We start from the raw sequence: 22,940 nt of genomic DNA, 5'->3' as shown, positions 1-22,940 counted from the left end.
GGGCAAAAAGATGGCCAAAGGCTTACTTTGGCAAACAGAGTGAACAATTCGTGGATTTTACCGGCGTGCCACAGCTGTTACTGAAGGGTTAATACCAATGTATGACTAATTGTTACACTCTGTAATAAAGCGAGAACGAGAGAATTGATGAAGATTTTCTGTTCCAATTCTCTCGCTATTATTATGGTATATTGTCTTGCCGCTTAAAACGGCAGTTTCATACCGGGCGGTAGCGGCAGGCCGGCAGTCAAAGCCTTGGTCTTTTCCTGCATCACCTGCTCGACCTTCGTCTTGGCGTCGTTGTGTGCTGCCAGCACGAGGTCTTCCAGAATTTCGGCCTCGCCTTCCTTCAACAACGACGGATCGATTTTCAAAACCTTCATCTCGAACTTGCCGGTCAGCGTGATGCTGACCAGACCGCCACCGGATTGACCGGTGGCTTCGAGACCAGCGATCTCCTCCTGCATGGTCTGGAACTTGGCCTGCATTTCCTTTGCCTTGCCCATCAGGCCGAGCAGATCTTTCATCGTCTTGTCCTTCTCAAATATCGGTATCGTCGTCGGCCACGGGTTCCGACGGCAGATTTTCGTCCGCGTCGTCGCCACCGGGGGCATCGGGAATGCGCACGTCGATGATCTTTGCGCCGGGGAACCGGGCGAGGATCGCTGCCACGGCCGGATCGGCGCGCGCATCGGAGATGGCGCTTTCACGCCGCGCGGATTCGGCTTCGGCCATGGTCGGGCCGCCCTCTTCCTTCGACAGCGACACCAGCCAGCTGCGGCCGGTCCAGGCCCGCAGCTTCGAGGTCATGTCGTTCAGCAACATCTTCGGAGCGTCGGGCGTCAGCGTCACGTCGATACGGCCCAGCTCGAATCGCACCGGCCTGACATAACGCTTGACCAGCACCTTGAAAGCGATGTCGCGGTTTTGATCGGCGAGGGAGACGATGTCGGCCAGCGATTTGACCGACACAGTCTGCTGTTCCTGCACCGGTTCCGGTGCGGGCACAAAGGCCGGCGCGGCGACAGGCTCGACGAGCCGCATGGTCTGGCCACCGCCGGACGTAACCGGCATGCGCGTCGACGCCATTGCAGCAGCGGAGGCTGTATTGCCGCCACCGTTGGGAGTTGGGCTGCCATTGGCACGCGCCGTCGCGGACGATAGCGGCAGGCCGGCTTCCAGCGATTTCAAGGCCTCGTCGAGCGTTGGCAGATCGGCGGCATGGGCAAGCCTGATCAGCACCATTTCGGCGGCACTCACCGGGCGGTTGGAGTTCTGCACCTCCGGAATGCCCTTGAGCAGCATCTGCCAGCTGCGCGACAGCACGCGCACGGAGAGCGTTTGCGAGAACTCGAGGCCGCGCACGCGCTCGTCCTCGCTCAGCGCCGCATCGTCCGCGGCGCCCGGCACGAAGCGCAGGCGCGTAACCAGGTGATTGAATTCCGCAAGATCGGTGAGAACGGCGGCCGGATCGGCGCCGACATCGTAGAGCGCCCGCAAGCCTTGCAGGGCCGAAGCGACGTCGCCCTTCATGACCTGTTCGAACAGGTCGACGATACGGGCCCTGTCGGCAAGGCCGAGCATCGAGCGCACCGCCTCCGCCGTGACATTGCCGGCGCTGTGGGCAATCGCCTGATCGAAGATTGACTGGGCATCGCGCATCGAGCCTTCGGCGGCGCGCGCGACCATGGCGAGCGCGTCGTCCTCGACCTCGATCTGTTCGAGCCCGGCGATACGCCGAAGGTCGGCCTTGATCATGGCGGCATCGATGCGGCGCAGGTCGAAACGCTGGCAACGCGACAAAACCGTGATCGGCACCTTGCGAATCTCGGTGGTGGCGAAGATGAATTTTACATGCGGCGGCGGCTCTTCCAGCGTCTTCAGCAGGCCATTGAAGGCCTGCGTCGACAACATGTGAACCTCGTCGATGATGTAGACCTTGTAGCGGGCCGAGACGGGCGCATAGCGCACGCGGTCGATGATGTCGCGAATGTCGTCGATACCGGTGTGGGAGGCGGCGTCCATCTCGATGACATCGACATGGCGGCCTTCCATGATCGCGTGGCAGTGTTCGCCCGGCACGGAAAGATCGACGGAGGGGCGGTCTATTTCGGCCGTTTTATAGTTGAGGGCGCGCGCAAGAATACGCGCGGTGGTTGTCTTTCCCACGCCGCGTACGCCGGTCAGCATCCAGGCCTGCGCGATACGGCCGGTGGAGAACGCATTGGTCAGCGTCCGCACCATCGGCTCCTGGCCGATCAGTTCCGAAAAATTGGACGGGCGGTATTTGCGCGCCAGGACACGGTAGCCGCCGGGGGCTTTTTCCGGTGCGGATTTGTTTCCGGCTTCGCTCATCCGCCCTCAATGCTCCCTGGAGCCTGTTCCCGCAAAAGAGTTTCACCCGCTGAACTGCGCGTCGTCATTGTTAGCGACAGAAGGACCGCGGGAGAAGGGCGAAGAAGGCGGGAGGCTGGAACAATGACCCGTTCCGGGCTCGTTAGGGCTGCTTCCTTCCGGACCTGACCCGGTTGGCGAGTGGATCGTCCACCACCAACCTCCCACCCCCATATCGGCAATTTGGCGGCGGAATGCAAGGGTGGAGTGCCATGACAGATCATTGGGGCAGGGCAAGGAAGTGCTTGCGGCGGGCTCTGCGCCGTTTTAGCCTTCCTCCAAACCTCTGGGGGAATGCCGATGCTGCCTGGCCTGAAGGCCGGATTTTCGCTGGATGCCCGGTTGGAGGCAGACAGCGAACAATTGTTGTGGCTCGGCCTGTGCGAACTGCGCATCATGAACGACTGCCGCTGGCCCTGGCTCATCCTGGTGCCACAACGGCACGGCATCGAGGAATTGCATGACCTGACGCCGCTCGACCAGGCGATGCTGACCTTCGAAGCCAATATGGTGGGGCAAGCGCTGAAGCGGGCGACCGGCTGCACCAAGATCAACACCGGCGCCCTCGGCAACATCGTCCGGCAGCTCCATCTCCATGTCATCGCCCGCAACGAGGGCGACCCTGGCTGGCCGGGCCCGGTCTGGGGCCACGGCTTGCGTGAGCCTTACAAACGGTCCGACCTTCACCGGTTTGCCGAACAGGTGAAGGCAGCGCTATAAATCGCGGACAAAGTCCCCCGACCTCCTGACCTCCGAGTTTCCCCAATGAGCTTCCGCCTGTTCGACGCACCATTGCGCGAGCCCAGCCAGTTCGTCGGTTTTGCCGGCAACCATATCGACCGCCAGTCCGAACACCGTTCCGACGATTGCGTGACGGTTGCGCTGGCCGACCCCCGCGCCCGCATCCTGCCGATGCGGGACGGCCGACTGTATCTCAAGCTCAAGGACGGCGCCTTCGATCCCTGGTTCGACCAGGCCGAGAGCCAGGGCGTCGAGACTCAGCTCGCCGATGCGATTCTGCTCGGTTTTTCCGATGGAACGCCCATCTTGGCGGCGCCGGCGGCGATGGTTCCGGAAGCTCTGCCTGAAACGATCAAGGCGATCGACCATCGCTCCGTCTACATCCAGGGGCTCATCGACGAGGCCGCGCTCGGCGCCCTCGCCCAGGGCGCTGCACTCCTGTCATGGAACGCCAGCCACCGCTTCTGCTCGAAATGCGGCAACCCGTCCGAAATGCGTGCCGGCGGCTACCGGCGCCACTGCCCGGCCTGCGGCACCGACCATTTTCCCCGTACCGATCCGGTGGCGATCATGCTGACCGTGTCGCGTGAACGATGCCTGCTCGGCCGCGGCCCGCATTTTTCGCCCGGCATGTATTCTTCGCTCGCGGGCTTCATCGAGCCCGGCGAGACGATCGAAGCCGCCGTGCGCCGCGAAACGCTGGAAGAGGCCGGCATCCGGCTTGGCCGCGTTGTCTACCACGCAAGCCAGCCCTGGCCGTTCCCCTATTCGTTGATGATCGGCTGTTTCGGCGAGGCGCTGAACGAGGACATCCAGCCCGATCTCAACGAATTGGAGGATTGCCGCTGGTTCTCGCGCGAGGAGACGCGGCAGATGCTGGAGCGAAGGCATCCGGACGGGCTGATGACGCCGCCGCCCGGCGCCATCGCGCATCACCTGATCAAGGCCTGGGTAGACAGCGAAGGCTGAATTGCAGCTGGCGCAACGAAGCTGACGTTCGAGCCCTGCCCGTGACAGGTATCGTTTTGGATGATCGAACCGAGCCGCCGGGCTGGAAATCCACATCCACCACTCCGATATGACGGTTCCGCCGCCACGCGAGCGCGGCCGCTCGATCGACCTGCCAGCCGGAGCCTGCCTTGACGCAACGCCACACGATCAATCCCGACGGGCTGTTCGACAGCCTTCAATATGGTTTCAGCCAGGCGATGATGGTGGAGGGAGGCCGCAGGCTGCTGCTTTCGGGCCAGGTGGGCGTCGACGAGAACGAAAAGACCGTCGAGGGCGGCATCGGCGCGCAAACCGTTAAAGCGCTCGACAATATCGACTATCTGCTGAAGCAGGCGGGTGGCGATCTTTCGCATGTGGTGATGCTGCGCATCTACATCGCCGAGGCGGCGCGGGACGATCAGAGGCCGATCACAGAAGCACTACGCCGCGCTTTCCCAAGCAATCCGCCACCCTCGTCCTGGATCATCGTCACCGGACTGTCCTTGCCGGAATGGCTGATCGAGATCGAAGCGGAAGCCGTGCTGCCCTAGTGGCAGGACCTCAGTCCGCCACTTTCCACTGCTCGCGCGAATCGCTGGCCGGGTAGACACCGAGGATGCGCACTTCCTTGGAGAAGAAGCGCAGCTCCTCCAGCGCGTTCTTCACGCCCGGGTCCTCCGGATGTCCCTCGATGTCGGCGTAGAACAGCGTCGCGGTGAAGGCGCCCAGCTGATAGCTCTCCAGCTTGGTCATGTTGACGCCGTTGGTGGCGAAACCGCCCATGGCCTTGTAGAGCGCGGCCGGCACGTTGCGCACGCGGAAGATGAAGGTCGTCATCATCTTGGCGTCGGGCGAGGGGCGTTCCACCCATTGCTTCGACTTGGTCAGCACGACGAAGCGCGTGACGTTGGAATCGGTATCCTCGACATTCTCTTCCAGGATATCGAGCCCATAGAGGGAGGCGGCGAGCCGTGGCGCCAGCGCCGCCATGGTGCGGTCCTTTATGGCCGCCACCTGCTTGGCGGAGCCGGCGGTATCGCCGGCCACCACCGGCTTCCAGCCATTCTTGCGGATGTATTTGCGGCACTGGCCAAGCGCATGGATATGGCTATGCACGGTCTTGATCTCGGCGCGCTGGACGCCGGGCAGCACCATCAGATGGAAATGGATCGGCAGGAAATATTCGCCGATGATGTGCAGTTTCGATTCCGGCAGAAGGTGATGAATGTCGGCGACGCGCCCGGCGATGGTGTTCTCGATCGGGATCATGGCGAGATCGGCCTTGCCGCTTTCCACCGCGTTGAACGCATCCTCGAAGGTCGGGCAGGGCAGCGGTTCCATCGTCGGGAACATGTTGCGGCAGGCGGTGTCGGAATTGGCGCCCGGTTCGCCCTGGAAAGAGATGCGGTTGGTGGGGGCAGGAGACATGCTTCAACCTTCAGTGTGACAGTATTTCGCGCGCGCGTTCCAGATCCTCGGGCGTATCGACGCCAAGCGGGACCGAGCGGACGATTTCGGCGTCGATGCGCATGCCGGCCTCCAGCGCGCGCAGTTGCTCGAGGCTCTCGCGCTGCTCGAGCGCCGACGGTTTCAGCGCAACAAAGCGCTCCAGCGCGGCGCGGCGATAGGCATAGAGCCCCACGTGGTGATAGAGCGGGCCTTCCCCCCATGGGGCGGTGGCGCGGGTGAAATAGAGCGCCCTGAGCCGGGTTCCGGACAGAGGCGAGCCGACGATCTTGACCACATTCGGGTTGGTCTTTTCTTCCGCGCGCGTGATCTCGACGCCAAGCGTGGCGATGTCGACCGCGCTGTCCTCGAATGGCTTCAACGCAGCGCCGATGATGCCCGGCTCGATGGTCGGCAGGTCGCCCTGCACGTTGACGACCGTCTCGACCTCGCCTTTCGGATCAAGCGCGGTCAGCGCCTCGAAGATGCGGTCCGAGCCGGACTGGTGGTCGGCGCGGGTCATCACCGCCTCGAAGCCATGGGCGCGAACGGCCTGTGCCACCGCCTCGGTGTCGGTCGCCACCGCGACACGGCCGAGCCCCGCCTCGGCGGCGCGGGCCGCGACATGAACGATCATCGGCTTGCCGGCTATGTCGGCCAGCGGCTTGCCCGGCAGACGGGTGGAGGCCATGCGGGCCGGAATCAGGATCAAGGTGGACATGGATGACGCGGAACTGGGATGGGTAAGGCGGAAAGTGGCAAAAGGTCTCACTGGAAGCGCCCTTATAGGTGTTGCAACCGAATAGCAAAAGACCTAGTTTCCGCCCGATTTGGCCCCCTCGACGGGGAGGGTCTCGATACCGACGGCCGGAAGGACGGAACGGTCCGCCGGAAAAGGGAGCTGGGGTGCATGGATTCCAACGAAGTCAACAAGATACTGGCCGGCCTGCTGGGAACCGTGTTCGTGGTCTTCTCGGTCGGTATCGTCTCCGACTCGCTGTTCGCCGCACCCAAGCCCGCGAAGCCCGGCTTCACGATCGAGGCGGCTGAGCCCGAAGCAGCCGGTGGTGGCGCCAAGGAAGTCAAGGCCGCCAAGCCGGTCGCCGAGCTTCTGGCCGCGGGCACTGCCGACGCCGGTGCCGCCGTTTTCAAGAAGTGCCAGGCCTGCCACAGCGGCGAAAAGGGCGGCCCCAACAAGGTCGGTCCGGACCTGTGGGACATCGTCAACCGCCCGGTTGCCCATCATGAAGGCTTCGCCTATTCGGCCGGCATGAAGGATTTCGCCAAGGGTGGCGATACCAAGTGGAGCTTCGAGAACCTCAACCATTTCCTGACTTCGCCGAAGGGCTTCGTGAAGGGCACCGCCATGGGCTTCGCCGGCCTGCCCAAGGACGAGGACCGCGGTAACCTGCTTGCCTATCTGCGCACGCTTTCCGACAGCCCGGCAGCGCTGCCGGAAGCCGGTGCCGCGCCGGCAGCCACGCCTGCTTCCGCCCCGGCGGATGCCAAGCCGGCCGAGGCAAAGCCCGCGCAGTGACGGATTTATCCTAGCAATGATCACGAAAAAGCCGGGTTCACCCCGGCTTTTTTGTTGTTCGCGGGCAAGAAGCTGGTCTCCGCCGGTTTCGGCTGACCGCGAATAAGCTAAAGTGCCGGCACGAACCGCCAGCCATAGGCAGAAGGATCACGAATGCAGCGTTTCCGGCTCGGTATGCCCTTGAAGTTCCTGGCGGCGGGTGCCGCCCTTGTCATCGGCATCCAGGCGGCATCGGCCGACGAATGGCGCACCACATCCTCGCTGCTCGGCGAATCGAAATACGGCGAGAATTTCCAGCGCTACGACTTCGTCAATCCTGACGCGCCCAAAGGCGGCACGCTGAATTCGACCGTCGTGGGCAGCTTCGACAGCTTCAATCCCTACATCGTTCAAGGCTCGCCGGCAGCTGGCTTCGCGGCGTTCGGCGGCGGCCTGCTTTATGACACGCTGATGGAACAGGCGATCGACGAAGGCAGCGTCAGCCATCCGCTGGTCGCGGAAGCCTACAAATACCCGGCGGACTATTCGTCAGCCACCTACCGCCTCGATCCGCGCGCGAAATGGCACGACGGCAAGCCGATCACCGTCGACGACGTAATCTGGTCGTTCAACGTGCTGAAGGCGAACAGCCCGATGTACAACCGCTATTTCGACAACGTCACCGAGGCGGTGGCGGTCGGCGACCGCGAGGTGGAATTCCGCTTCAACCAGAAGGGCAACCGCGAACTGCCCAAGATCATGGGCGACCTTGCCATCCTGCCGAAGCATTGGTGGGAAGGCACGGACGCCAAGGGCAACAAGCGCGACGTGACCAAGCCGACGCTGGAAATTCCGCTCGGCTCCGCTGCCTACAGGGTGAAAAGCTTCAAGGCCGGCGCCGAAATCGTCTGGGAACGGGTTCCCGATTACTGGGGAGCCAAACTGCCGGTGAAGATCGGCCGCGAGAATTTCGACACCAAGCGCTATGTCTATTTTCTCGATGACAGCGCTGCCTGGCTTGCCTTCACCAAGGGCGGGCTGGAAGACATCAACGCTGAAAACAGCGCCCGAGGCTGGATGACAAAATACGACTTCCCGGCACTGAAAGCCGGCGACGTCATCAAGAAGGAGTTCAAGGCCACCTCGCTGCAACGCATGCAGGGTTTCGGAATCAACACACGCCGGCCGCTGTTCCAGGATCGGCACGTGCGCCAGGCGCTGTCTTATCTCTACGATTTCGACACCATCAATCGCACCCAGTCCTTCGGGCTGAACACCCGCATCACCAGCTACTTCATCGGCAGCGAGGAGCTGGCCTCCAGCGGCCTGCCACAGGGCAAGGAGCTGGAAATCCTCAATCAATACAAGGACAAGCTTTCGCCGAAGCTCTTTACTGACGAATTCAAGATCCCCGCCTTCGATACGCCGCAGGCCGAGCGCAAGGTGTTGAAGGCCGCCGTGGACCTGTTCGCCCAGGCAGGATGGGCGATCAAGGACGGCAAGATGGTCAACACCAAGACCGGCCAGCCCTTCGCCTTCGAGATTCTCGACTTCCGGCAAGGCGCCGAGGCGACGCTCAATCCCTATGTCGCCATGCTGCGCAAGATCGGCATCGTCGCCACGCTGCGCTTCGTCGACAGCAGCCAGTACGTCAACCGCGTCCGCAATTTCGACTTTGACATGACGACCGTGGTGCTGCCGCAATCGGACTCCCCCGGCAACGAGCAGCGCGATTACTGGTCGTCAAAGGCAGCCGACTCGCCCGGTTCGCGCAATTATTCCGGCATCAAGGATCCGGTCGTCGATGCGCTGGTCGATCGCGTTATCTTCGCTTCCAACCGGGAAGATCAGGTTGCCGCGACCCGGGCGCTCGACCGCGTGCTGTTGTGGAATTTCTACGTGGTGCCACAGTTTTCGCGCCCGAATGTATGGCTGGCCTACTGGAACAAATTCGGCATTCCCGACAAGCAGCCGACCTATGTCGGGCCGGATCTCGATTCCTGGTGGATCGACGTCGATAAGGAAAAGGCGCTGGCCGCCAAATACAAGGGCCTCAATTGATGGCGGGCCCTTCCCGCCGCGAAGTGCTGGCGCTTGGCGCAGCGACCGCCGCAGCGACACTTCTGCCGAGCCGGGTCTTCGCCGCCAGCCCGACACAAACACCCCTTTACGGGCTCTCTGCCTTCGGCGACCTCAAATATGCGGTCAGTTTCAAGAACTTCGACTATGTGAACCCGGACGCTCCGAAGGGCGGCACGTTCAACTTCGCGCCGTCCAGCTGGGTGTTCAACCAGAACCCGCAGACCTTCAACACGCTGAATTCGTTCATTCTCAAGGGCGACGCGCCGCCCCGGATGGAACTGTGCTTCGATTCGCTCATGGCATCGGCGCTGGACGAGCCCGATTCATCGTACAGTCTGGTCGCCGAGACGGTGACGATTGCACCTGACCGCAATTCCTTCACCTTCAAGCTCAGGCCCGAAGCGCGTTTCCACGACGGTTCGCCGCTCACCGCGGAAGATGCCGCTTTCAGCTACAAGCTTCTGAAGACGGACGGCGCTCCGGATTTCTCCATTCCGCTCGCGCATCTCGCTGATGCCATCGCCGACGACAAGCAGACGCTGCGCCTGGTTTTCGACAGCAAACAGACCGAACGTCTCATCCTCTCGCTGATTGGCTTTCCGATCCTGTCCAAGGCCGATATCGAGGCCAATGGGTTCAAGGGCGGCATGCGTCCGTTGCTTGGCTCCGGCGCCTACAGGGTCGGCAAGGTGGCTGCCGGCCAGACCATCGAATATGAGCGCGTCGCCGATTATTGGGGCAAGGACTTGCCGGTAAATCGCGGCCAGAACAATTTCGACCGTATCCGCATCGATTTTTATCTCGAACGCCGCGCCAATTTCGAGGCTCTCAAGAAAGGCGACGTCTTCTTTCGCGAGGAATCCGTCTCGCGCAGCTGGGCGATCGACTATGATTTTCCGGCCGTCAAGGAAGGCAGGGTCGTCAAGCGCGAGTTCCCGACCGAGAAACGGCCGCGCATGCAGGCCATGGCGCTCAATCAGCGTCGCGACCGTTTTCACGACATCAAGGTGCGCGAGGCGATCGGCTTCTGCTTCGACTTCGAGTGGACGCAGCGGAACTTCTTCTACGGTCTCTACCAGCGCTCGCAATCGCTGTTCGAACTTTCCGATTATCGCGCCGAAGGCAAGCCGACCGCCGCCGAACTCGCCTTGATGGAGCCGTTGCGTGGCAAGGTTCCTGAAGAAGCATTCGGCGAGGCGGTGATGCAGCCGGTCTCCGACGGTTCGGGCCGAGACCGCAAGATGCTCGGCACCGCGTCAAGGCTGCTCGCCGAAGCCGGCTGGAAGCGTAATGGCGCCTTTGTCCAGAACGACAAGGGCGAAACGCTGACCCTGGAATTGCTGACCGACGAGGAGGTGTTTTCGCGCGTCCTCTCGCCTTTCGTCGAAAATATGCGCGCCATCGGCATAGACGCCACCTTCCGCATCGTCGACACGCCGCAATATCAGCGGCGCCTTTCGGCGTTCGATTTCGACCTGGTCGTGGTCGCGTTTCAGTTTTCACCGACGCCGACGAAGGACGACATGGAACAGTTCTTCCATTCGCGCAGTGCCGCGATGCCAGGCACCCGGAACTACGCCGGCGTCGCGGACCCGGCCGTCGACGCACTGATCGACGCGGTTGGTGTTGCCAAGGACCGGCAAAGCCTGGTCGTTGCCATGCACGCGCTCGATCGGGTCTTGCGCGCGCGGCACGACTGGATTCCAAACTATCTCAACGCGAATCACTGGGTGGCGTTCTGGGACATGTTCGGCTTCAAGGAGCCGAAACCGGACTATGCCTTCCCGGTGGAGACGCTTTGGTGGCTGGATAAGGACAAGGCGGCGAAGATTGGCAAAGCCTGACGGTTTGAACGGCATCCGACACAGCGACCCGCGAGGCAGAGCCTGATGGGCGCCTATATCCTGCGCCGCCTGCTGCTGATGATCCCGACGCTGTTCGGCATCATGGCGATTTCCTTCGCCGTGGTGCAGTTCGCGCCTGGCGGACCGGTCGAGCAGGTCATCGCCAAGCTGACCAACCAGGGCGGCAGCGCCAGCGACCGGCTGGGTGGCGGGGGTGGCGGCGATCTCGGCGGCACCAATTTCGACGTTGCCGGCGACGTGAGTTCGAAATACCGCGGCGCGCAGGGCCTCGATCCCGAATTCATCGCCAAGCTGGAGAAGCAGTTCGGCTTCGACAAGCCGCCGCTGGAGCGGTTCGGGCTGATGTTGTGGAACTATGCCCGCTTCGATTTCGGCGACAGCTATTTCCGCGACATTTCGGTGGTCGACCTGATCCTTGAAAAGATGCCGGTTTCGATCTCGATCGGCCTGTGGATCACCCTGCTTTCCTACCTGATCTCGATCCCGCTCGGCATCCGCAAGGCGGTGAAGGACGGCTCGCCCTTCGACACCTGGACCAGCGCCATCGTCATCATCGGCTACGCCATTCCGGGCTTCCTGTTCGGCATCCTGTTGATGATCCTGTTCGCCGGCGGCTCGTTCTGGGACTGGTTCCCGCTGCGCGGGCTGACCTCCGACAATTGGGACCAGCTGAGCTGGCCGCACCGCATCCTGGACTATTTCTGGCACCTCGCTCTGCCGCTGACGGCCATGGTGCTGTCGGCCTTCGCCACGACGACGCTTTTGACCAAGAACTCGTTTCTCGAGGAAATCCGCAAGCAGTATGTGGTGACCGCACGGGCGAAAGGCCTGTCGCAGCGACAGGTGCTTTATGGCCATGTCTTCCGCAACGCCATGCTGATCGTCATCGCCGGATTTCCAGGCGCCTTCATCTCGGCCTTCTTCTCCGGCTCACTGCTCATCGAAAACATCTTCTCGCTCGACGGGCTCGGCCTGCTCGGCTTCAAATCGGTGGTCGACCGCGACTATCCGGTCGTCTTCGCCAATCTCTACATCATGTCCCTGATCGGCCTGTTCATCAGCCTGATCTCCGATCTGACCTACACCTGGATCGATCCGCGCATCGACTTCGAGCGGAGGGACGTATGACAGCCGAACGTGCTGCCAATCCCGTCGCCGAGGTCGCACCGGTGGCGCGACCGCGCGTCTCCCCGCTCAACCAGCGCCGCTGGGCCAACTTCAAGGCCAACCGGCGCGGCTACTGGTCGTTGTGGATTTTCCTCGTCCTGTTCGTGCTGTCGCTGTTCGCCGAGTTCATCGCCAACGACAAGCCGATCATCGCCTCCTACAAGGGCGAGATCCTGTTCCCGGTGCTGGTCGCCTATCCGGAAGAGAAGTTCGGCGGTTTCTATGCCGTCACCGACTATCGCGACCCGGTCATCCGCGACGAGATCAACGCCAATGGCTGGATGATCTGGCCGCCGATCCGCTACTCCTATCGCACCGTCAACAACGCCGTGCCGGAGGCGGCGCCCGCCAAGCCTTCCTGGCAATACAGCGCCGACAAACGCTGCGTGCAATATCCGCAGAAGGCAGCCGACCCGGACTGCGTCGTCGGCAACTGGAACTGGCTCGGCACCGACGACCAGGCCCGCGACGTGCTGGCGCGCGTCATCTACGGCTTCCGCATTTCGGTGCTGTTCGGCCTGATACTGACCATCGGCTCGGCGTTGATCGGCGTCTCGGCGGGCGCCATTCAGGGCTATTTCGGCGGCTGGGTCGACCTCCTGTTCCAGCGTTTCATCGAAATCTGGTCGGCCATCCCGGTGCTCTATCTGCTGCTCATCGTGGCGGCGGTGCTGCCGCCGGGCTTCTTCATCCTGCTCGGCCTGATGCTGTTGTTCTCCTGGGTCGCCTTCGTCGGTGTCGTGCGCGCCGAATTCCTGCGCGCCCGCAACTTCGAATATGTCAACGCGGCCCGCGCGCTCGGCGTGCCGAACCACACCATCATCTTCCGCCACCTCTTGCCCAACGCCATGGTGGCGACGCTGACCTTCCTGCCTTTCATCCTCAACGGCTCGATCTCGACGCTGACGTCGCTCGATTTCCTCGGTTTCGGCCTGCCGCCCGGCTCGGCCTCGCTCGGCGAACTGCTGAAGCAAGGCCAGCGCAACCTCAACGCACCCTGGCTCGGCCTGTCCGGCTTTGTCGTCATTTCGCTGATGCTGTCGCTGCTGATCTTCATCGGCGAAGCGACCCGCGACGCCTTCGATCCGAGGAAGACGTTCAAGTGAGCGAGACCCCTCTTCTTTCCGTCCGCGACCTTTCGGTTGCCTTCCTGCAAGGCGGCAAGGTCTCGACCGCCGTCGACCACATTTCCTTCGACATCGCCAAGGGCGAAACCGTAGCGCTGGTCGGCGAATCCGGCTCCGGCAAGTCGGTTTCGGCGCTGTCGGTGCTGAAGCTTCTGCCCTATCCGCCCGCCAGCCATCCGTCGGGGCAGATCCTGTTCGGCGGCGAGGATCTGCTTTCGCTGGACGAGCGGCAGCTGCGGCGCGTGCGCGGCAACAAGATCACCATGATCTTCCAGGAGCCGATGACCTCGCTCAATCCGCTGCACACGATCGAGCGGCAGATCGGCGAGATCCTCAGAACGCACCAGGGCATGGGCGAGGCGCAGGCACGCAAGCGCACCGTGGAACTGCTCAACGAGGTCGGTATCCGCGAGCCGGAAAAACGGCTCGACGCCTATCCGCACCAGCTGTCCGGCGGCCAGCGCCAGCGCGTCATGATCGCCATGGCGCTCGGCAACGAACCGCAACTCCTGATCGCCGACGAGCCGACCACGGCGCTCGACGTGACGGTGCAGGCGCAGATCCTCGAATTGCTGGCCAGGCTCAAGCAGAAGAACGGCATGTCGATGCTGTTCATCACCCACGATCTCGGCATCGTGCGCAAGATCGCCGACCGCGTCTGCGTCATGACCAAGGGCAAGATCGTGGAGACCGGCCCGACCAGGGAAATCTTCGCCAATCCGCAGCATGCCTATACGCGGCATCTGCTTGCCGCCGAACCGAAAGGCCGGCCGCCGGTCGCCGACGAGACGGCCAAGGCGGTCATGCGCGGCAACGACATCAAGGTCTGGTTCCCGATCAAGCAGGGTTTCTTCCGCAAGACGGTCGATCACGTGAAGGCGGTGGACGGCATCGATGTCACCGTGCGCGCCGGCCAGACACTGGGCGTGGTCGGCGAATCCGGCTCCGGCAAGACGACGCTCGGCCTGGCGCTGTCGCGCATGATCTCGTCCACCGGCGCGATCCAGTTCGACGGCCGCGACATCAACAAGCTTTCGTTCGGCGCCATGCGACCGCTGCGCAGCGAATTGCAGATCGTCTTCCAGGATCCATTCGGCTCGCTCAGCCCGCGCATGTCGATAGCAGAGATCATCGAGGAAGGGCTGAAGATCCACGAGCCGAAGCTGACGCCCGACGAACGCGACACGCGTGTGGTCGACGTGTTGACCGAGGTCGGGCTCGATCCCACGACGCGCTTCCGCTATCCGCACGAATTCTCCGGCGGCCAGCGCCAGCGCGTGGCGATCGCGCGTGCCATGGTGCTGAAGCCGCGCTTCGTCATGCTGGACGAACCGACCTCGGCGCTCGACATGAGCGTGCAGGCGCAGGTTGTGGATCTGCTGCGCAGCCTGCAGGCCAAGCATAACCTCGCTTATCTGTTCATCAGCCACGATTTGAAGGTGATCCGGGCGCTCGCCAACGACGTCATTGTCATGCGCAACGGCAAGGTGGTCGAGGCTGGACCATCAGAACAAATTTTCGAGCGGCCGCAGACCGAGTATACTAAGGCCCTGATCTCGGCCGCCTTCCGCATCGAGACCGCGCCGCTCGGCGCCGTCAGCGAATAGCGGTCGGGCCTCAGCACATATTCGGGGGAAGAAGAAAGAATGCCTGTTCTGGACAAAGGCCGCATCCTGCTTTCCGTCACCGGGTTCCACCCGCAGCGCTGGCATGAGCTTCTTTCGGCCGAACGCGACGTGGTGACCGAGCCGGCCGGCAAGGACGACCCGTCGATCACCTATGCGGTGGTGTGGAAACACAAGCCGAACCTGCTTGCCGGCCTGCCCAATCTGCGCGCCATCTTTTCGATCGGCGCCGGCGTCGACCATATCTTCAACGATCCCGGCCTGCCCAACGTGCCGATCGTCAAGGTGGTGGCCGACAACCTCACCCAGTACATGACCGAATATGTGGTCTGGCGCGTTCTCGACCATCACCGCCAGGGCATGCTCTATCGCCACCAGCAACAGAAGAAGACCTGGCACGAGCCGCAACAACGGCCGGCCAACGATATTTCGGTCGGCATCATGGGGCTGGGCACGCTCGGCCGTGCGGCCGCCTCGGTGCTTTTGTCGCTGGGCTTTCGTGTCAATGGCTGGTCGCGCTCCGTGCGGCCGATGGAGGGTGTGACCACCTATGCTGGCGACAACGGGCTGATCCCCTTCCTCAACGCCACCGATATCCTGGTCGTGCTTCTGCCCTTGACGCCGACCACCCAGGGCATCGTCAACTACGGCCTGCTGAAGGAATTGCGGCGACGCAACGGGCTCGGCGGCGCCGTGCTGATCAATGCCGGCCGCGGCCGCCTGCAGAAGGATGCCGACATTCTGCGCGCGCTGGACGACGGCACCCTGAAGGAGGCAAGCCTCGACGTGTTCGAGGTGGAGCCGCTGCCCAAGACAAGCCCGCTATGGAGCCACCCGAAGGTCTATGTGACGCCGCATGCGGCCGCCACGTCGGACCCCAATCACCTGGTGCCGACCATGCTGGCTCAGATGGCAGCCGTGGAGCGCGGCGAGGCTCTGCAAAACACGGTCGACCGCGCCGCCGGCTACTAGGCTTTTCCAGCCCGGTCCGAGCCGCAGCACACCGCTTCAGACGCTGGACTTTTGGGCAGAAGCCGTCCCGATCAAGTCGTGGCCGGCTTCGGGATGCACTGACGCCGGATCAGCGAGCGGTTCATCGCATCGATCTGGGCGGAGGCCTTGTCGGATGATTGCCGCTTGGCCGACCGGATGTCCGGCAGCACTGGGCCGAGGCCGAGCGGCGTTTCAGCGAAGACCGGTTTGGCGTTCGACGTCAGCCCATTCGCCTTGGCGAGGCCATCGCGCTGCGCGATCAGTTGCTTGCATTCGACCTTGTCGTATTGCAGCGACGACTGCAGGTCGGCGTCCTGCCGCGATACCAGCGAGTAATCGCCGGCGCAGCCAGCCAGAAGCAGCAGCAGGACCAGAGCGGACGTTCTCGGCACCATCGGCGAATCTCCATCGGTAATGCCGGCAACTTCGCATGCCGGCACCATGGCCCGCAACCACGGCAACCGCAGCCTCGAAACGGCACGCTGCCCCCGCGCGAACAGCCGCGCCGCGAGCCCGATCTCAGCCGGAACTATCCGCGCAGTTCGCGCCTCAAGATCTTGCCGACATTGGTTTTCGGCAACTCGGTGCGGAACTCGATATATTTCGGCCGCTTGTAGCCGGTCAGGTTCTCGCGGCAATAGGCGAGCAGCGTCTCGACGGTCAGCCCCGGGTCCCTCTTGACGACGAACAATTTCGGCACTTCGCCCGAATGCTCGTCCGGCACGCCGATAGCGGCCACTTCCAGCACGCCAGGGTGCTGCGCCACCACGTCCTCCAGCTCGTTCGGATAGACGTTGAAGCCGGAAACCAGGATCATGTCCTTCTTGCGGTCGACGATCTTGGTGTAGCCCTTGTCGTCCATGAAGCCCATGTCGCCGGATTTGAAGAAGCCGTCGGCCGTCATCACCTTCGCGGTCTCGTCGGGACGGTTCCAGTAGCCGGCCATGACCTGCGGGCCTCTGATGCAGATCTCGCCGACCTCGCCGAAGGGCAGCGTATTGCCATCCTCGTCACGGATCGCGATTTCCGTCGACGGCAACGGCAGACCAATGGTTCCCGTGTAGTCGCCGGCGCTGAACTTGTTGGCCGTCGCCACGGGCGATGTCTCGGACAGGCCGTATCCTTCCGTGATGGCGCCGCCGGTCAACGCCTTCCAGCGATCCGCCACAGCCTTCTGCACCGCCATGCCACCGCCCAGCGTCAGGATCAGCGGCTTGAAGTCGAGCTTACGGAAATCCTCGTTGTTGAGGAGCGCGTTGAACAGCGTGTTGAGGCCCGGGAAGATGTTGAACGGGTATTTCTGCAGTTCCTTGACGAAGCCGGGAATGTCGCGCGGGTTGGGGATGAGGATGCAATGCGCGCCCATCTGCATGCCCATCATCGCGTTCACCGTCAGCGCGAAGATGTGATAGAGCGGCAGCGCGCAGATGTTGATCACCTGTGCCGGCCTCGGCTTCAAAACATAAGCGTCCTCGGTCCACAGCGCGTTCTGGGCGACATTGGCCAGGATGTTGGAGTGCAGCAGCGTCGCCCCTTTCGAGACGCCGGTGGTGCCGCCGGTATATTGCAGGAAGGCGACGTCGGAGAGCACAACCTTGACCGGCTTCAGGCTCATGCCCTGGCCGGCGCGCAGCGCGGCGCCGAAGCGCACATGCCCCGGTAGCGACCAGGCCGGCACCATCTTCTTCACCCGCCGTACGACGAAATTGACGATCGCGCCCTTGAGGCCGCCCAGCAATTCGCCCATCGACGCGACGACGACATGCTTGACCTGGGTGCGGGCGATGACCGCCTGCAAGGTGGTGGCGAAATTCTCCAGGATGACGATCGCCTCGGCGCCGGAATCCTTCAGCTGGTGCTCAAGCTCGCGCGGCGTGTAGAGCGGGTTGACGTTGACGACGATGTAACCGGCCCGCAGCACCGCCATCATCGCCACAGGATACTGCAAAACGTTCGGCATCATCAACGCGACGCGGGCCCCCGGCTTGAGGCCGAGCGATTGCAGATAAGCGCCGAACCCGGCCGAAAGCCGCTCGAGCTCGGCATAGGTCAGCGTCTTGCCCATGCAGGTGTAGGCAGGACGGCTGGCGAACTGCCGGCAGGTGTCGACCAGGAAATCGCCGATCGAAGCCGCCGGCATCGGTCCGAGTTCGGCCGGGATGTTTTTCGGGTAGCTGGCGAGCCAGGGTTTTGCCGCTTGGCCGGCGGCCAGTGCCGCGATCGCCTTTGGCAGCTCCTTCGCGCTGGCCGCGGCAGCGGTGGTCTTSGCAGGTTTGGCAGCAGGCTTCGCTGTCTTGGCAGCCTTTGCCGGAGCCTTGCCGGCGGCCTTCACCGGGGCCTTGGGCGCGGCTGTAACCTTCGCCGCATCGGTCTTTGCAGCAGCCTTCGCCTGCTGCGGTTTGGACTTCGCTGCCGCCTTCTTCGCAGGCCGTTTCGCGGCAGCGGCAACCGCCGGCGGCGCGGTCTTGGCAGGGACTGGTTTCGAGGCTGCGGTCTTGGCCGGTTTTTTCGCCGGCGCCGCCGCTTTCTTCACCGCTGGGGCCGGTTTTGCCGGAGCCGTTTCGGCCTTGGCTACGACGGCCTTTGCCGGTGCCTTCGCGGTCGAGGTTTTTGTCGGGGCCGTAACCGGCTTGGCCGGAGCGACAGGTTTCGCGGAGACGGTTTTGGCGGCCGTGGGCTTGGCTGGCGCTTTCGCCGAAGCCGCCTTCCTGGATGACTGGGCCGAAGATGCCACAGGAGCGGTCTTGGTGGACTTTGCGGACACTGCCTTGGGTGCCGTGGGCTTCGATGCCGGCTTTGCGGCGGGCGCGGCCTTACCTGCACTGGTCGCCTTGGCTGCAGTCGTCTTGGGCGGCGCTGCCTTGACGGCGGGTTTTCCCGCCGCGGCCTTCGCTTTCACCGGCGCTTTCGCTGCGGCGGCTGGCGCCTTGCTCGCTGCCTTCGTCGCACCCGTCGTCTTCGCTGCCTTCACCACGTGCTCCTCCCTGGACGATAGCTGGGCCGGCCAGGCCCCTCTTGGGTGGGGGCTTGTGCGATGCGACCGACGCCGATTGGCGCTGAAAACCCTTCTGTCGACTATGTATTGCGACAATTCATCGCCGTGCAAGTCTTGCCCCAACGGCACCCGGGCAGGATTCTGCGACGCGATGCCTATAGCCCGCTGGGCGCGTCCTTTTTTGCCCGAATGGGTCGTAGGAGGTTTTTGCACCTCAACGAAAGATACAGGCTTTCACATTCCCGTGATAAGCAAATAGCGAAACATTTATATCGCAATTTTCAAGTCTGATAGAATTTCATTCCCAAACCGGCCTGCTAGGCAGACAGGGAGTTCCAATACCACAAAAACGGTGCTTATATGCGCGCTTCGCGAGCCTATAGAGGGGCTTGGCAGAACACCAGGGAGTGCTCAATGAAAACGAAACTGACTTTTGCGGCCGCGTTGCTGGCCGCAACCGTCATTGGTGGCGTGGCGAACGCCAAGCAGTTGGTTTACTGCTCCGAAGCGTCGCCGGCAGGCTTCGATCCGTCGCCGTGGAGCGGCGGCAACGACTTCGACGCATCGTCGCGCACCATCTATTCGCGTCTGGTCGAATTCGACCATGGCAAGACCACCATCTCGCCCGGCCTCGCCGAGAGCTGGACCGTTTCCGACGACGGCAAGGAATACACCTTCAAGCTGCGCAAGGGCGTGAAGTTCCAGACCACCGATTGGTTCAAGCCGACCCGTGAACTCACCGCCGAAGACGTCAAGTTCTCCTTCGAGCGCCAGTGGAAGAAGGACAGCCCGTGGTACAGCTACCTGGCCGGCACCGGCTGGGAATACTTCGCCGGCATGGGCTTCCCGGACCTGCTCAAGGAAATCGTCGTGGTCGACGACCACACCGTCAAGTTCGTGCTGAACAAGCCGGAAGTCGCCTTCCTGCCCGACCTCGGCATGGACTTCGCCTCGATCGTGTCGAAGGAATATGCCGACCAGCTCCAGAAGGCCGGCACGCTGCAGCAGTTCTCGCAGAAGCCCGTCGGCACCGGCCCGTTCCAGTTCGTCGACTACCAGGTTGACGCGGTCATCCGCTATCAGGCCTGGGACGGCTATTTCGGCGGCCGCCAGAAGATCGACGACCTGATCTTCGCGATCACCACGGACCCGGCGGTCCGCGCACAGAAGCTGAAGGCCGGCGAGTGCGATATCATGTCCTATCCGGCCCCGGCGGACATCGCCGGCCTGAAGGCTGATACCAACCTCCACGTTGCCGAGCAGGAAGGCCTGAACATCGGCTACATGGCCTACAACACGACCGTCGCGCCGTTCGACAAGGTCGAGGTCCGCAAGGCCCTCAACATGGCCGTCAACAAGCAGGCGATCATCGACGCGGTCTATCAGGGCGCCGGCCAGGTGGCCGTCAACCCGATCCCGCCGACGATGTGGTCCTACAACAAGGACATCAAGGACGATCAGTACGATCCTGAAGCGTCCAAGAAGATGCTGGCCGAAGCAGGCGTCAAGGATCTCAAGATGAAGATCTGGGCGATGCCGGTGTCGCGTCCGTACAACCCGAACGCCCAGCGCGTCGCGGAGCTGATCCAGGCTGACTATGCCAAGGTCGGCGTCAAGGCCGAGATCGTCTCCTATGAGTGGACCGAATACCGCGAACGCGGCAAGGCCAAGGATCGTGACGGCGCCTTCCAGCTCGGCTGGACCGGCGATAACGGCGACCCGGACAACTTCCTGTTCCTGCTCGGCTGCTCGGCCATCGGCCAGTCCAACTACGCGATCTGGTGCAACAAGGAGTTCGAGGACCTGCTGCAGAAGGGCAAGGCCACCACGGACGTCGCCGAACGCACCAAGATCTATGAGAAGGCCCAGGAAGTGTTCAAGAAGGAAGCCCCGTGGCTGACGATTGCGCACTCCAAGGTGTTCATGCCGATGAACAAGAAGGTCGTCGGTTTCGCCATGGATCCGCTCGGCATCCACCGTTTCGACGGTGTTGACGTCACCGAATAAGGCTTCAAACGCTAAATAGGGAACGGCGGCGCTGGACTTTCAGCGCCGCCGTTTTATTAAGGTCCATGTTCCGCTATCTACTCCACAAACTGGCGCTCATCGTGCCAACCATCTTCGGCATCTCGCTGGCGGCCTTTGCCTTCGTAAGGCTTCTGCCCGGCGACCCGATCCTCGCTATGGCAGGCGAGCGCGGCGTAAGCCCCGAACGCTATGCAGAACTCATCGAACGCTTCGGCTTCAACCGCCCGTATGTCGTTCAGTATTTCGATTACATCGTGAACGTCCTGTCCGGCGATTTCGGCATCTCGCTCTCCACGAAGCGGCCGGTTTTCGGCGAATTCATGACGCTGTTCCCGGCGACGCTCGAACTCGCCACCGTCGCCCTCATCATCGCCATCGTGATCGGTATTCCCGCCGGCATTTTCGCCGCCGTCAAGCGCGGTTCCTGGTTCGACCAGGCCACCATGGGCGTGGCGCTGACCGGCTATTCGATGCCGATCTTCTGGTGGGGCCTGCTGCTGATCATCTTCTTCTCCGGCTATCTTGGCTGGACCCCGGTTTCCGGCCGCATCGGCCTGCAATATTTCTTCAAGCCCGTCACCGGCTTCATGCTGATCGACAGCCTGATTTCGGGCCGGCCCGGCGCATTTTCCTCGGCCGTCAGTCACCTCATCCTGCCGTCGATCGTGCTCGCCACGATCCCGCTTGCCGTCATCGCACGACAAACGCGATCAGCCATGCTCGAGGTGCTGGGCGAAGACTATGTGCGCACCGCGCGAGCCAAGGGCCTCGCGCCACGTCGCGTCATCGGCCTGCATGCCTTCCGCAACGCGCTGATCCCGGTCGTCACCACGATCGGCCTGCAGGTCGGCACGCTGATGGCCGGCGCCATCCTCACCGAGACGATCTTTTCCTGGCCAGGTATCGGCAAGTGGATGATCGACGCCATCGGCAAGCGCGACTACGTCGTCGTGCAGAGCGGGCTGCTCATCATAGCCCTCATCGTCATGGCCGTGAATCTCGTCGTTGACGTGCTCTACGCCGTCATCAACCCCCGTATCCGGGTACAATGACATGACTGATCAAACCGCAGGCGAGAACACCGCCGCCACGGTGCCCACCGGCCCCCGGCAGCGCGCACTCGCCGAATTCTGGCACTACTATTCCATGAACACCGGCGCCGTCATCGGCCTGGTGGTGTTCACCCTCCTTGTCCTGATGGCTGTCTTCGCGCCTTTGGTGGCACCACATCTGCCGGACGAACAGTTCCGCGATTCGCTGCTCACCCCGCCGGCCTGGTATGAAGGTGGCAAGTCAACGTTCCTGCTGGGCACCGACGCGGTCGGCCGCGACATCCTCTCGCGGCTGATCTATGGCGCGCGCTATTCGCTGTTCATCGGCCTTATCGTCGTCGTCTTCGCGCTGTCGTCTGGCATCGTGCTCGGCGTGCTGGCCGGTTATTTCCGCGGCTGGGTCGACGCGCTGATCATGCGCGTGATGGACATCATCCTCGCCTTCCCGTCGCTGCTTCTGGCGCTGGTGCTGGTGGCGATCCTCGGGCCCGGCCTGTTCAACGCCATGCTCGCCATCGCGCTGGTGCTGCAACCGCACTTCGCCCGCCTCACCCGCGCGGCCGTCATGGCCGAAAAGAACCGCGAATATGTCGTCTCGGCCAAGGTCGCCGGCGCCAGCCATATCAGGATGATGCTGGTGACAATCCTGCCGAACTGCGTGGCGCCGCTGATCGTGCAGGCGACGATGTCGTTCTCCAACGCCATTCTGGAAGCCGCGGCACTCGGCTTCCTCGGCATGGGCGCGCAGCCGCCGACGCCGGAATGGGGCACGATGCTGGCCTCGGCACGCGAGTTCATCCTGCGCGCGCCATGGGTCGTCACCTTCCCCGGCCTCGCAATCCTGATCACCGTGCTCGCCATCAATCTGATCGGCGACGGTCTGCGCGACGCGCTCGACCCCAAGCTGAAGAGGTCTTGA

20 protein-coding genes and 1 other RNA gene are annotated in these 22,940 nt (G+C 62.8%); 14 read left to right on the top strand and 7 right to left on the bottom strand.

Annotated features, from left to right (window positions below; genetic code table 11):
* Positions 1-203 precede the first annotated feature (203 nt).
* From AB4136_RS02405 to ffs, 3 genes are all read right to left on the bottom strand, one after another.
* Positions 204-527: a YbaB/EbfC family nucleoid-associated protein gene (locus AB4136_RS02405; protein ID WP_024923367.1), complete on the bottom strand. Its 324-nt coding sequence runs from the start codon at positions 525-527 to the stop codon at positions 204-206.
* A 13-nt stretch (positions 528-540) separates the two neighbouring features.
* Positions 541-2,355, bottom strand: coding sequence for a DNA polymerase III subunit gamma/tau (locus AB4136_RS02400; protein WP_024923366.1), 1,815 nt, complete (start codon positions 2,353-2,355; stop codon positions 541-543).
* Between the two features lie 107 nt (positions 2,356-2,462).
* Positions 2,463-2,559, bottom strand: an RNA gene (ffs, locus tag AB4136_RS02395) — signal recognition particle sRNA small type.
* 135 nt (positions 2,560-2,694) lie between these two features.
* Between ffs and AB4136_RS02390 the strand changes: the two genes are divergently transcribed.
* From AB4136_RS02390 to AB4136_RS02380, 3 genes are all read left to right on the top strand, one after another.
* A complete protein-coding gene (locus AB4136_RS02390) occupies positions 2,695-3,114 on the top strand; it encodes an HIT domain-containing protein (protein ID WP_024923365.1) in 420 nt (139 codons plus the stop codon).
* A gap of 45 nt (positions 3,115-3,159) precedes the next feature.
* Positions 3,160-4,104: an NAD(+) diphosphatase gene (nudC, locus tag AB4136_RS02385; protein WP_024923364.1), complete on the top strand. Its 945-nt coding sequence runs from the start codon at positions 3,160-3,162 to the stop codon at positions 4,102-4,104.
* 170 nt (positions 4,105-4,274) lie between these two features.
* Complete coding sequence (locus AB4136_RS02380) at positions 4,275-4,676, top strand: RidA family protein (protein ID WP_024923363.1); 402 nt, start codon at positions 4,275-4,277, stop codon at positions 4,674-4,676.
* Positions 4,677-4,686: 10 nt separating this feature from the next.
* Here the strand turns inward: AB4136_RS02380 and AB4136_RS02375 are convergent, their stop codons facing one another.
* Together AB4136_RS02375 and AB4136_RS02370 are read right to left on the bottom strand one after the other, a co-directional pair.
* The gene (locus AB4136_RS02375; RefSeq protein WP_024923362.1) at positions 4,687-5,553 is read right to left on the bottom strand and encodes a prephenate dehydratase; all 867 of its coding nucleotides are present in this window, start codon (positions 5,551-5,553) and stop codon (positions 4,687-4,689) included.
* 10 nt (positions 5,554-5,563) lie between these two features.
* A complete protein-coding gene (locus AB4136_RS02370) occupies positions 5,564-6,292 on the bottom strand; it encodes a 3-deoxy-manno-octulosonate cytidylyltransferase (protein WP_024923361.1) in 729 nt (242 codons plus the stop codon).
* Positions 6,293-6,481: 189 nt separating this feature from the next.
* On the opposite strand from AB4136_RS02370, the gene AB4136_RS02365 reads away from it, so the two are divergent.
* The 7 genes from AB4136_RS02365 (at position 6,482) to AB4136_RS02335 (ending at position 15,925) form a co-directional block, all read left to right on the top strand.
* A complete protein-coding gene (locus AB4136_RS02365; protein ID WP_024923360.1) occupies positions 6,482-7,108 on the top strand; it encodes a c-type cytochrome in 627 nt (208 codons plus the stop codon).
* A gap of 153 nt (positions 7,109-7,261) precedes the next feature.
* Positions 7,262-9,148, top strand: a complete 1,887-nt coding sequence (locus AB4136_RS02360) for an extracellular solute-binding protein (RefSeq protein ID WP_024923359.1) — start codon at positions 7,262-7,264, stop codon at positions 9,146-9,148.
* Positions 9,148-11,013 (top strand): extracellular solute-binding protein, encoded by a 1,866-nt coding sequence (locus AB4136_RS02355; RefSeq protein WP_137900327.1) that lies wholly within the window; start codon positions 9,148-9,150, stop codon positions 11,011-11,013. Before AB4136_RS02360 ends, AB4136_RS02355 begins: the two co-directional genes overlap by 1 nt.
* Before the next feature lie 45 nt (positions 11,014-11,058).
* Positions 11,059-12,162 (top strand): microcin C ABC transporter permease YejB, encoded by a 1,104-nt coding sequence (locus tag AB4136_RS02350; RefSeq protein ID WP_024923357.1) that lies wholly within the window; start codon positions 11,059-11,061, stop codon positions 12,160-12,162.
* A complete protein-coding gene (locus AB4136_RS02345; RefSeq protein ID WP_024923356.1) occupies positions 12,159-13,307 on the top strand; it encodes an ABC transporter permease in 1,149 nt (382 codons plus the stop codon). The genes AB4136_RS02350 and AB4136_RS02345 overlap by 4 nt, the downstream gene beginning before the upstream one ends.
* Entirely contained in the window at positions 13,304-14,935 is a 1,632-nt protein-coding gene (locus tag AB4136_RS02340) for an ABC transporter ATP-binding protein (protein WP_024923355.1), read from the top strand. Before AB4136_RS02345 ends, AB4136_RS02340 begins: the two co-directional genes overlap by 4 nt.
* Positions 14,936-14,983: 48 nt before the next feature.
* Positions 14,984-15,925, top strand: a complete 942-nt coding sequence (locus tag AB4136_RS02335) for a 2-hydroxyacid dehydrogenase (protein WP_024923354.1) — start codon at positions 14,984-14,986, stop codon at positions 15,923-15,925.
* Positions 15,926-15,996: 71 nt separating this feature from the next.
* Here the strand turns inward: AB4136_RS02335 and AB4136_RS02330 are convergent, their stop codons facing one another.
* On the bottom strand, positions 15,997-16,341 hold the full coding sequence (locus tag AB4136_RS02330; RefSeq protein WP_024923353.1) for a hypothetical protein: 345 nt from the start codon (positions 16,339-16,341) through the stop codon (positions 15,997-15,999).
* A 134-nt stretch (positions 16,342-16,475) separates the two neighbouring features.
* Entirely contained in the window at positions 16,476-18,479 is a 2,004-nt protein-coding gene (locus AB4136_RS02325) for a long-chain fatty acid--CoA ligase (RefSeq protein ID WP_162835306.1), read from the bottom strand.
* Between AB4136_RS02325 and AB4136_RS02320 the strand changes: the two genes are divergently transcribed.
* From AB4136_RS02320 to AB4136_RS02305, 4 genes are all read left to right on the top strand, one after another.
* Positions 18,442-19,200, top strand: coding sequence for a hypothetical protein (locus AB4136_RS02320; RefSeq protein WP_051515422.1), 759 nt, complete (start codon positions 18,442-18,444; stop codon positions 19,198-19,200). The genes AB4136_RS02325 and AB4136_RS02320 overlap by 38 nt on opposite strands.
* Before the next feature lie 155 nt (positions 19,201-19,355).
* Positions 19,356-20,948 carry an ABC transporter substrate-binding protein gene (locus AB4136_RS02315; protein WP_024923350.1) on the top strand — a complete coding sequence of 531 codons (1,593 nt, stop codon included), beginning with the start codon at positions 19,356-19,358 and terminating at the stop codon, positions 20,946-20,948.
* Positions 20,949-21,013: 65 nt separating this feature from the next.
* A complete protein-coding gene (locus tag AB4136_RS02310) occupies positions 21,014-22,021 on the top strand; it encodes an ABC transporter permease subunit (protein WP_024923349.1) in 1,008 nt (335 codons plus the stop codon).
* A gap of 1 nt (position 22,022) precedes the next feature.
* Positions 22,023-22,940, top strand: coding sequence for an ABC transporter permease subunit (locus AB4136_RS02305; RefSeq protein ID WP_024923348.1), 918 nt, complete (start codon positions 22,023-22,025; stop codon positions 22,938-22,940).

Origin of the sequence: Mesorhizobium sp. 2RAF21 (assembly GCF_052115345.1) — a bacterium.
In the GTDB taxonomy this organism is placed as follows: domain Bacteria; phylum Pseudomonadota; class Alphaproteobacteria; order Rhizobiales; family Rhizobiaceae; genus Mesorhizobium; species Mesorhizobium terrae.
The sequence above is the reverse complement of the archived record's forward strand: the minus strand, read 5'-3'. Positions and strand labels throughout refer to the sequence as shown.

Bases quoted from the DNA above. Each gene is read 5' to 3' on its own strand.
- AB4136_RS02400 (WP_024923366.1), bottom strand. From the start codon at position 2,355: ATGAGCGAAGCCGGAAACAAATCCGCACCGGAAAAAGCCCCCGGCGGC.
- AB4136_RS02405 (WP_024923367.1), bottom strand. From the start codon at position 527: ATGAAAGATCTGCTCGGCCTGATGGGCAAGGCAAAGGAAATGCAGGCC.
- AB4136_RS02370 (WP_024923361.1), bottom strand. From the start codon at position 6,292: ATGTCCACCTTGATCCTGATTCCGGCCCGCATGGCCTCCACCCGTCTG.
- AB4136_RS02355 (WP_137900327.1), top strand. From the start codon at position 9,148: ATGGCGGGCCCTTCCCGCCGCGAAGTGCTGGCGCTTGGCGCAGCGACC.
- AB4136_RS02330 (WP_024923353.1), bottom strand. From the start codon at position 16,341: ATGGTGCCGAGAACGTCCGCTCTGGTCCTGCTGCTGCTTCTGGCTGGC.
- AB4136_RS02315 (WP_024923350.1), top strand. From the start codon at position 19,356: ATGAAAACGAAACTGACTTTTGCGGCCGCGTTGCTGGCCGCAACCGTC.
- AB4136_RS02350 (WP_024923357.1), top strand. From the start codon at position 11,059: ATGGGCGCCTATATCCTGCGCCGCCTGCTGCTGATGATCCCGACGCTG.
- AB4136_RS02345 (WP_024923356.1), top strand. From the start codon at position 12,159: ATGACAGCCGAACGTGCTGCCAATCCCGTCGCCGAGGTCGCACCGGTG.
- AB4136_RS02375 (WP_024923362.1), bottom strand. From the start codon at position 5,553: ATGTCTCCTGCCCCCACCAACCGCATCTCTTTCCAGGGCGAACCGGGC.
- AB4136_RS02310 (WP_024923349.1), top strand. From the start codon at position 21,014: ATGTTCCGCTATCTACTCCACAAACTGGCGCTCATCGTGCCAACCATC.
- AB4136_RS02360 (WP_024923359.1), top strand. From the start codon at position 7,262: ATGCAGCGTTTCCGGCTCGGTATGCCCTTGAAGTTCCTGGCGGCGGGT.
- AB4136_RS02365 (WP_024923360.1), top strand. From the start codon at position 6,482: ATGGATTCCAACGAAGTCAACAAGATACTGGCCGGCCTGCTGGGAACC.
- AB4136_RS02305 (WP_024923348.1), top strand. From the start codon at position 22,023: ATGACTGATCAAACCGCAGGCGAGAACACCGCCGCCACGGTGCCCACC.
- AB4136_RS02390 (WP_024923365.1), top strand. From the start codon at position 2,695: ATGCTGCCTGGCCTGAAGGCCGGATTTTCGCTGGATGCCCGGTTGGAG.
- nudC (WP_024923364.1), top strand. From the start codon at position 3,160: ATGAGCTTCCGCCTGTTCGACGCACCATTGCGCGAGCCCAGCCAGTTC.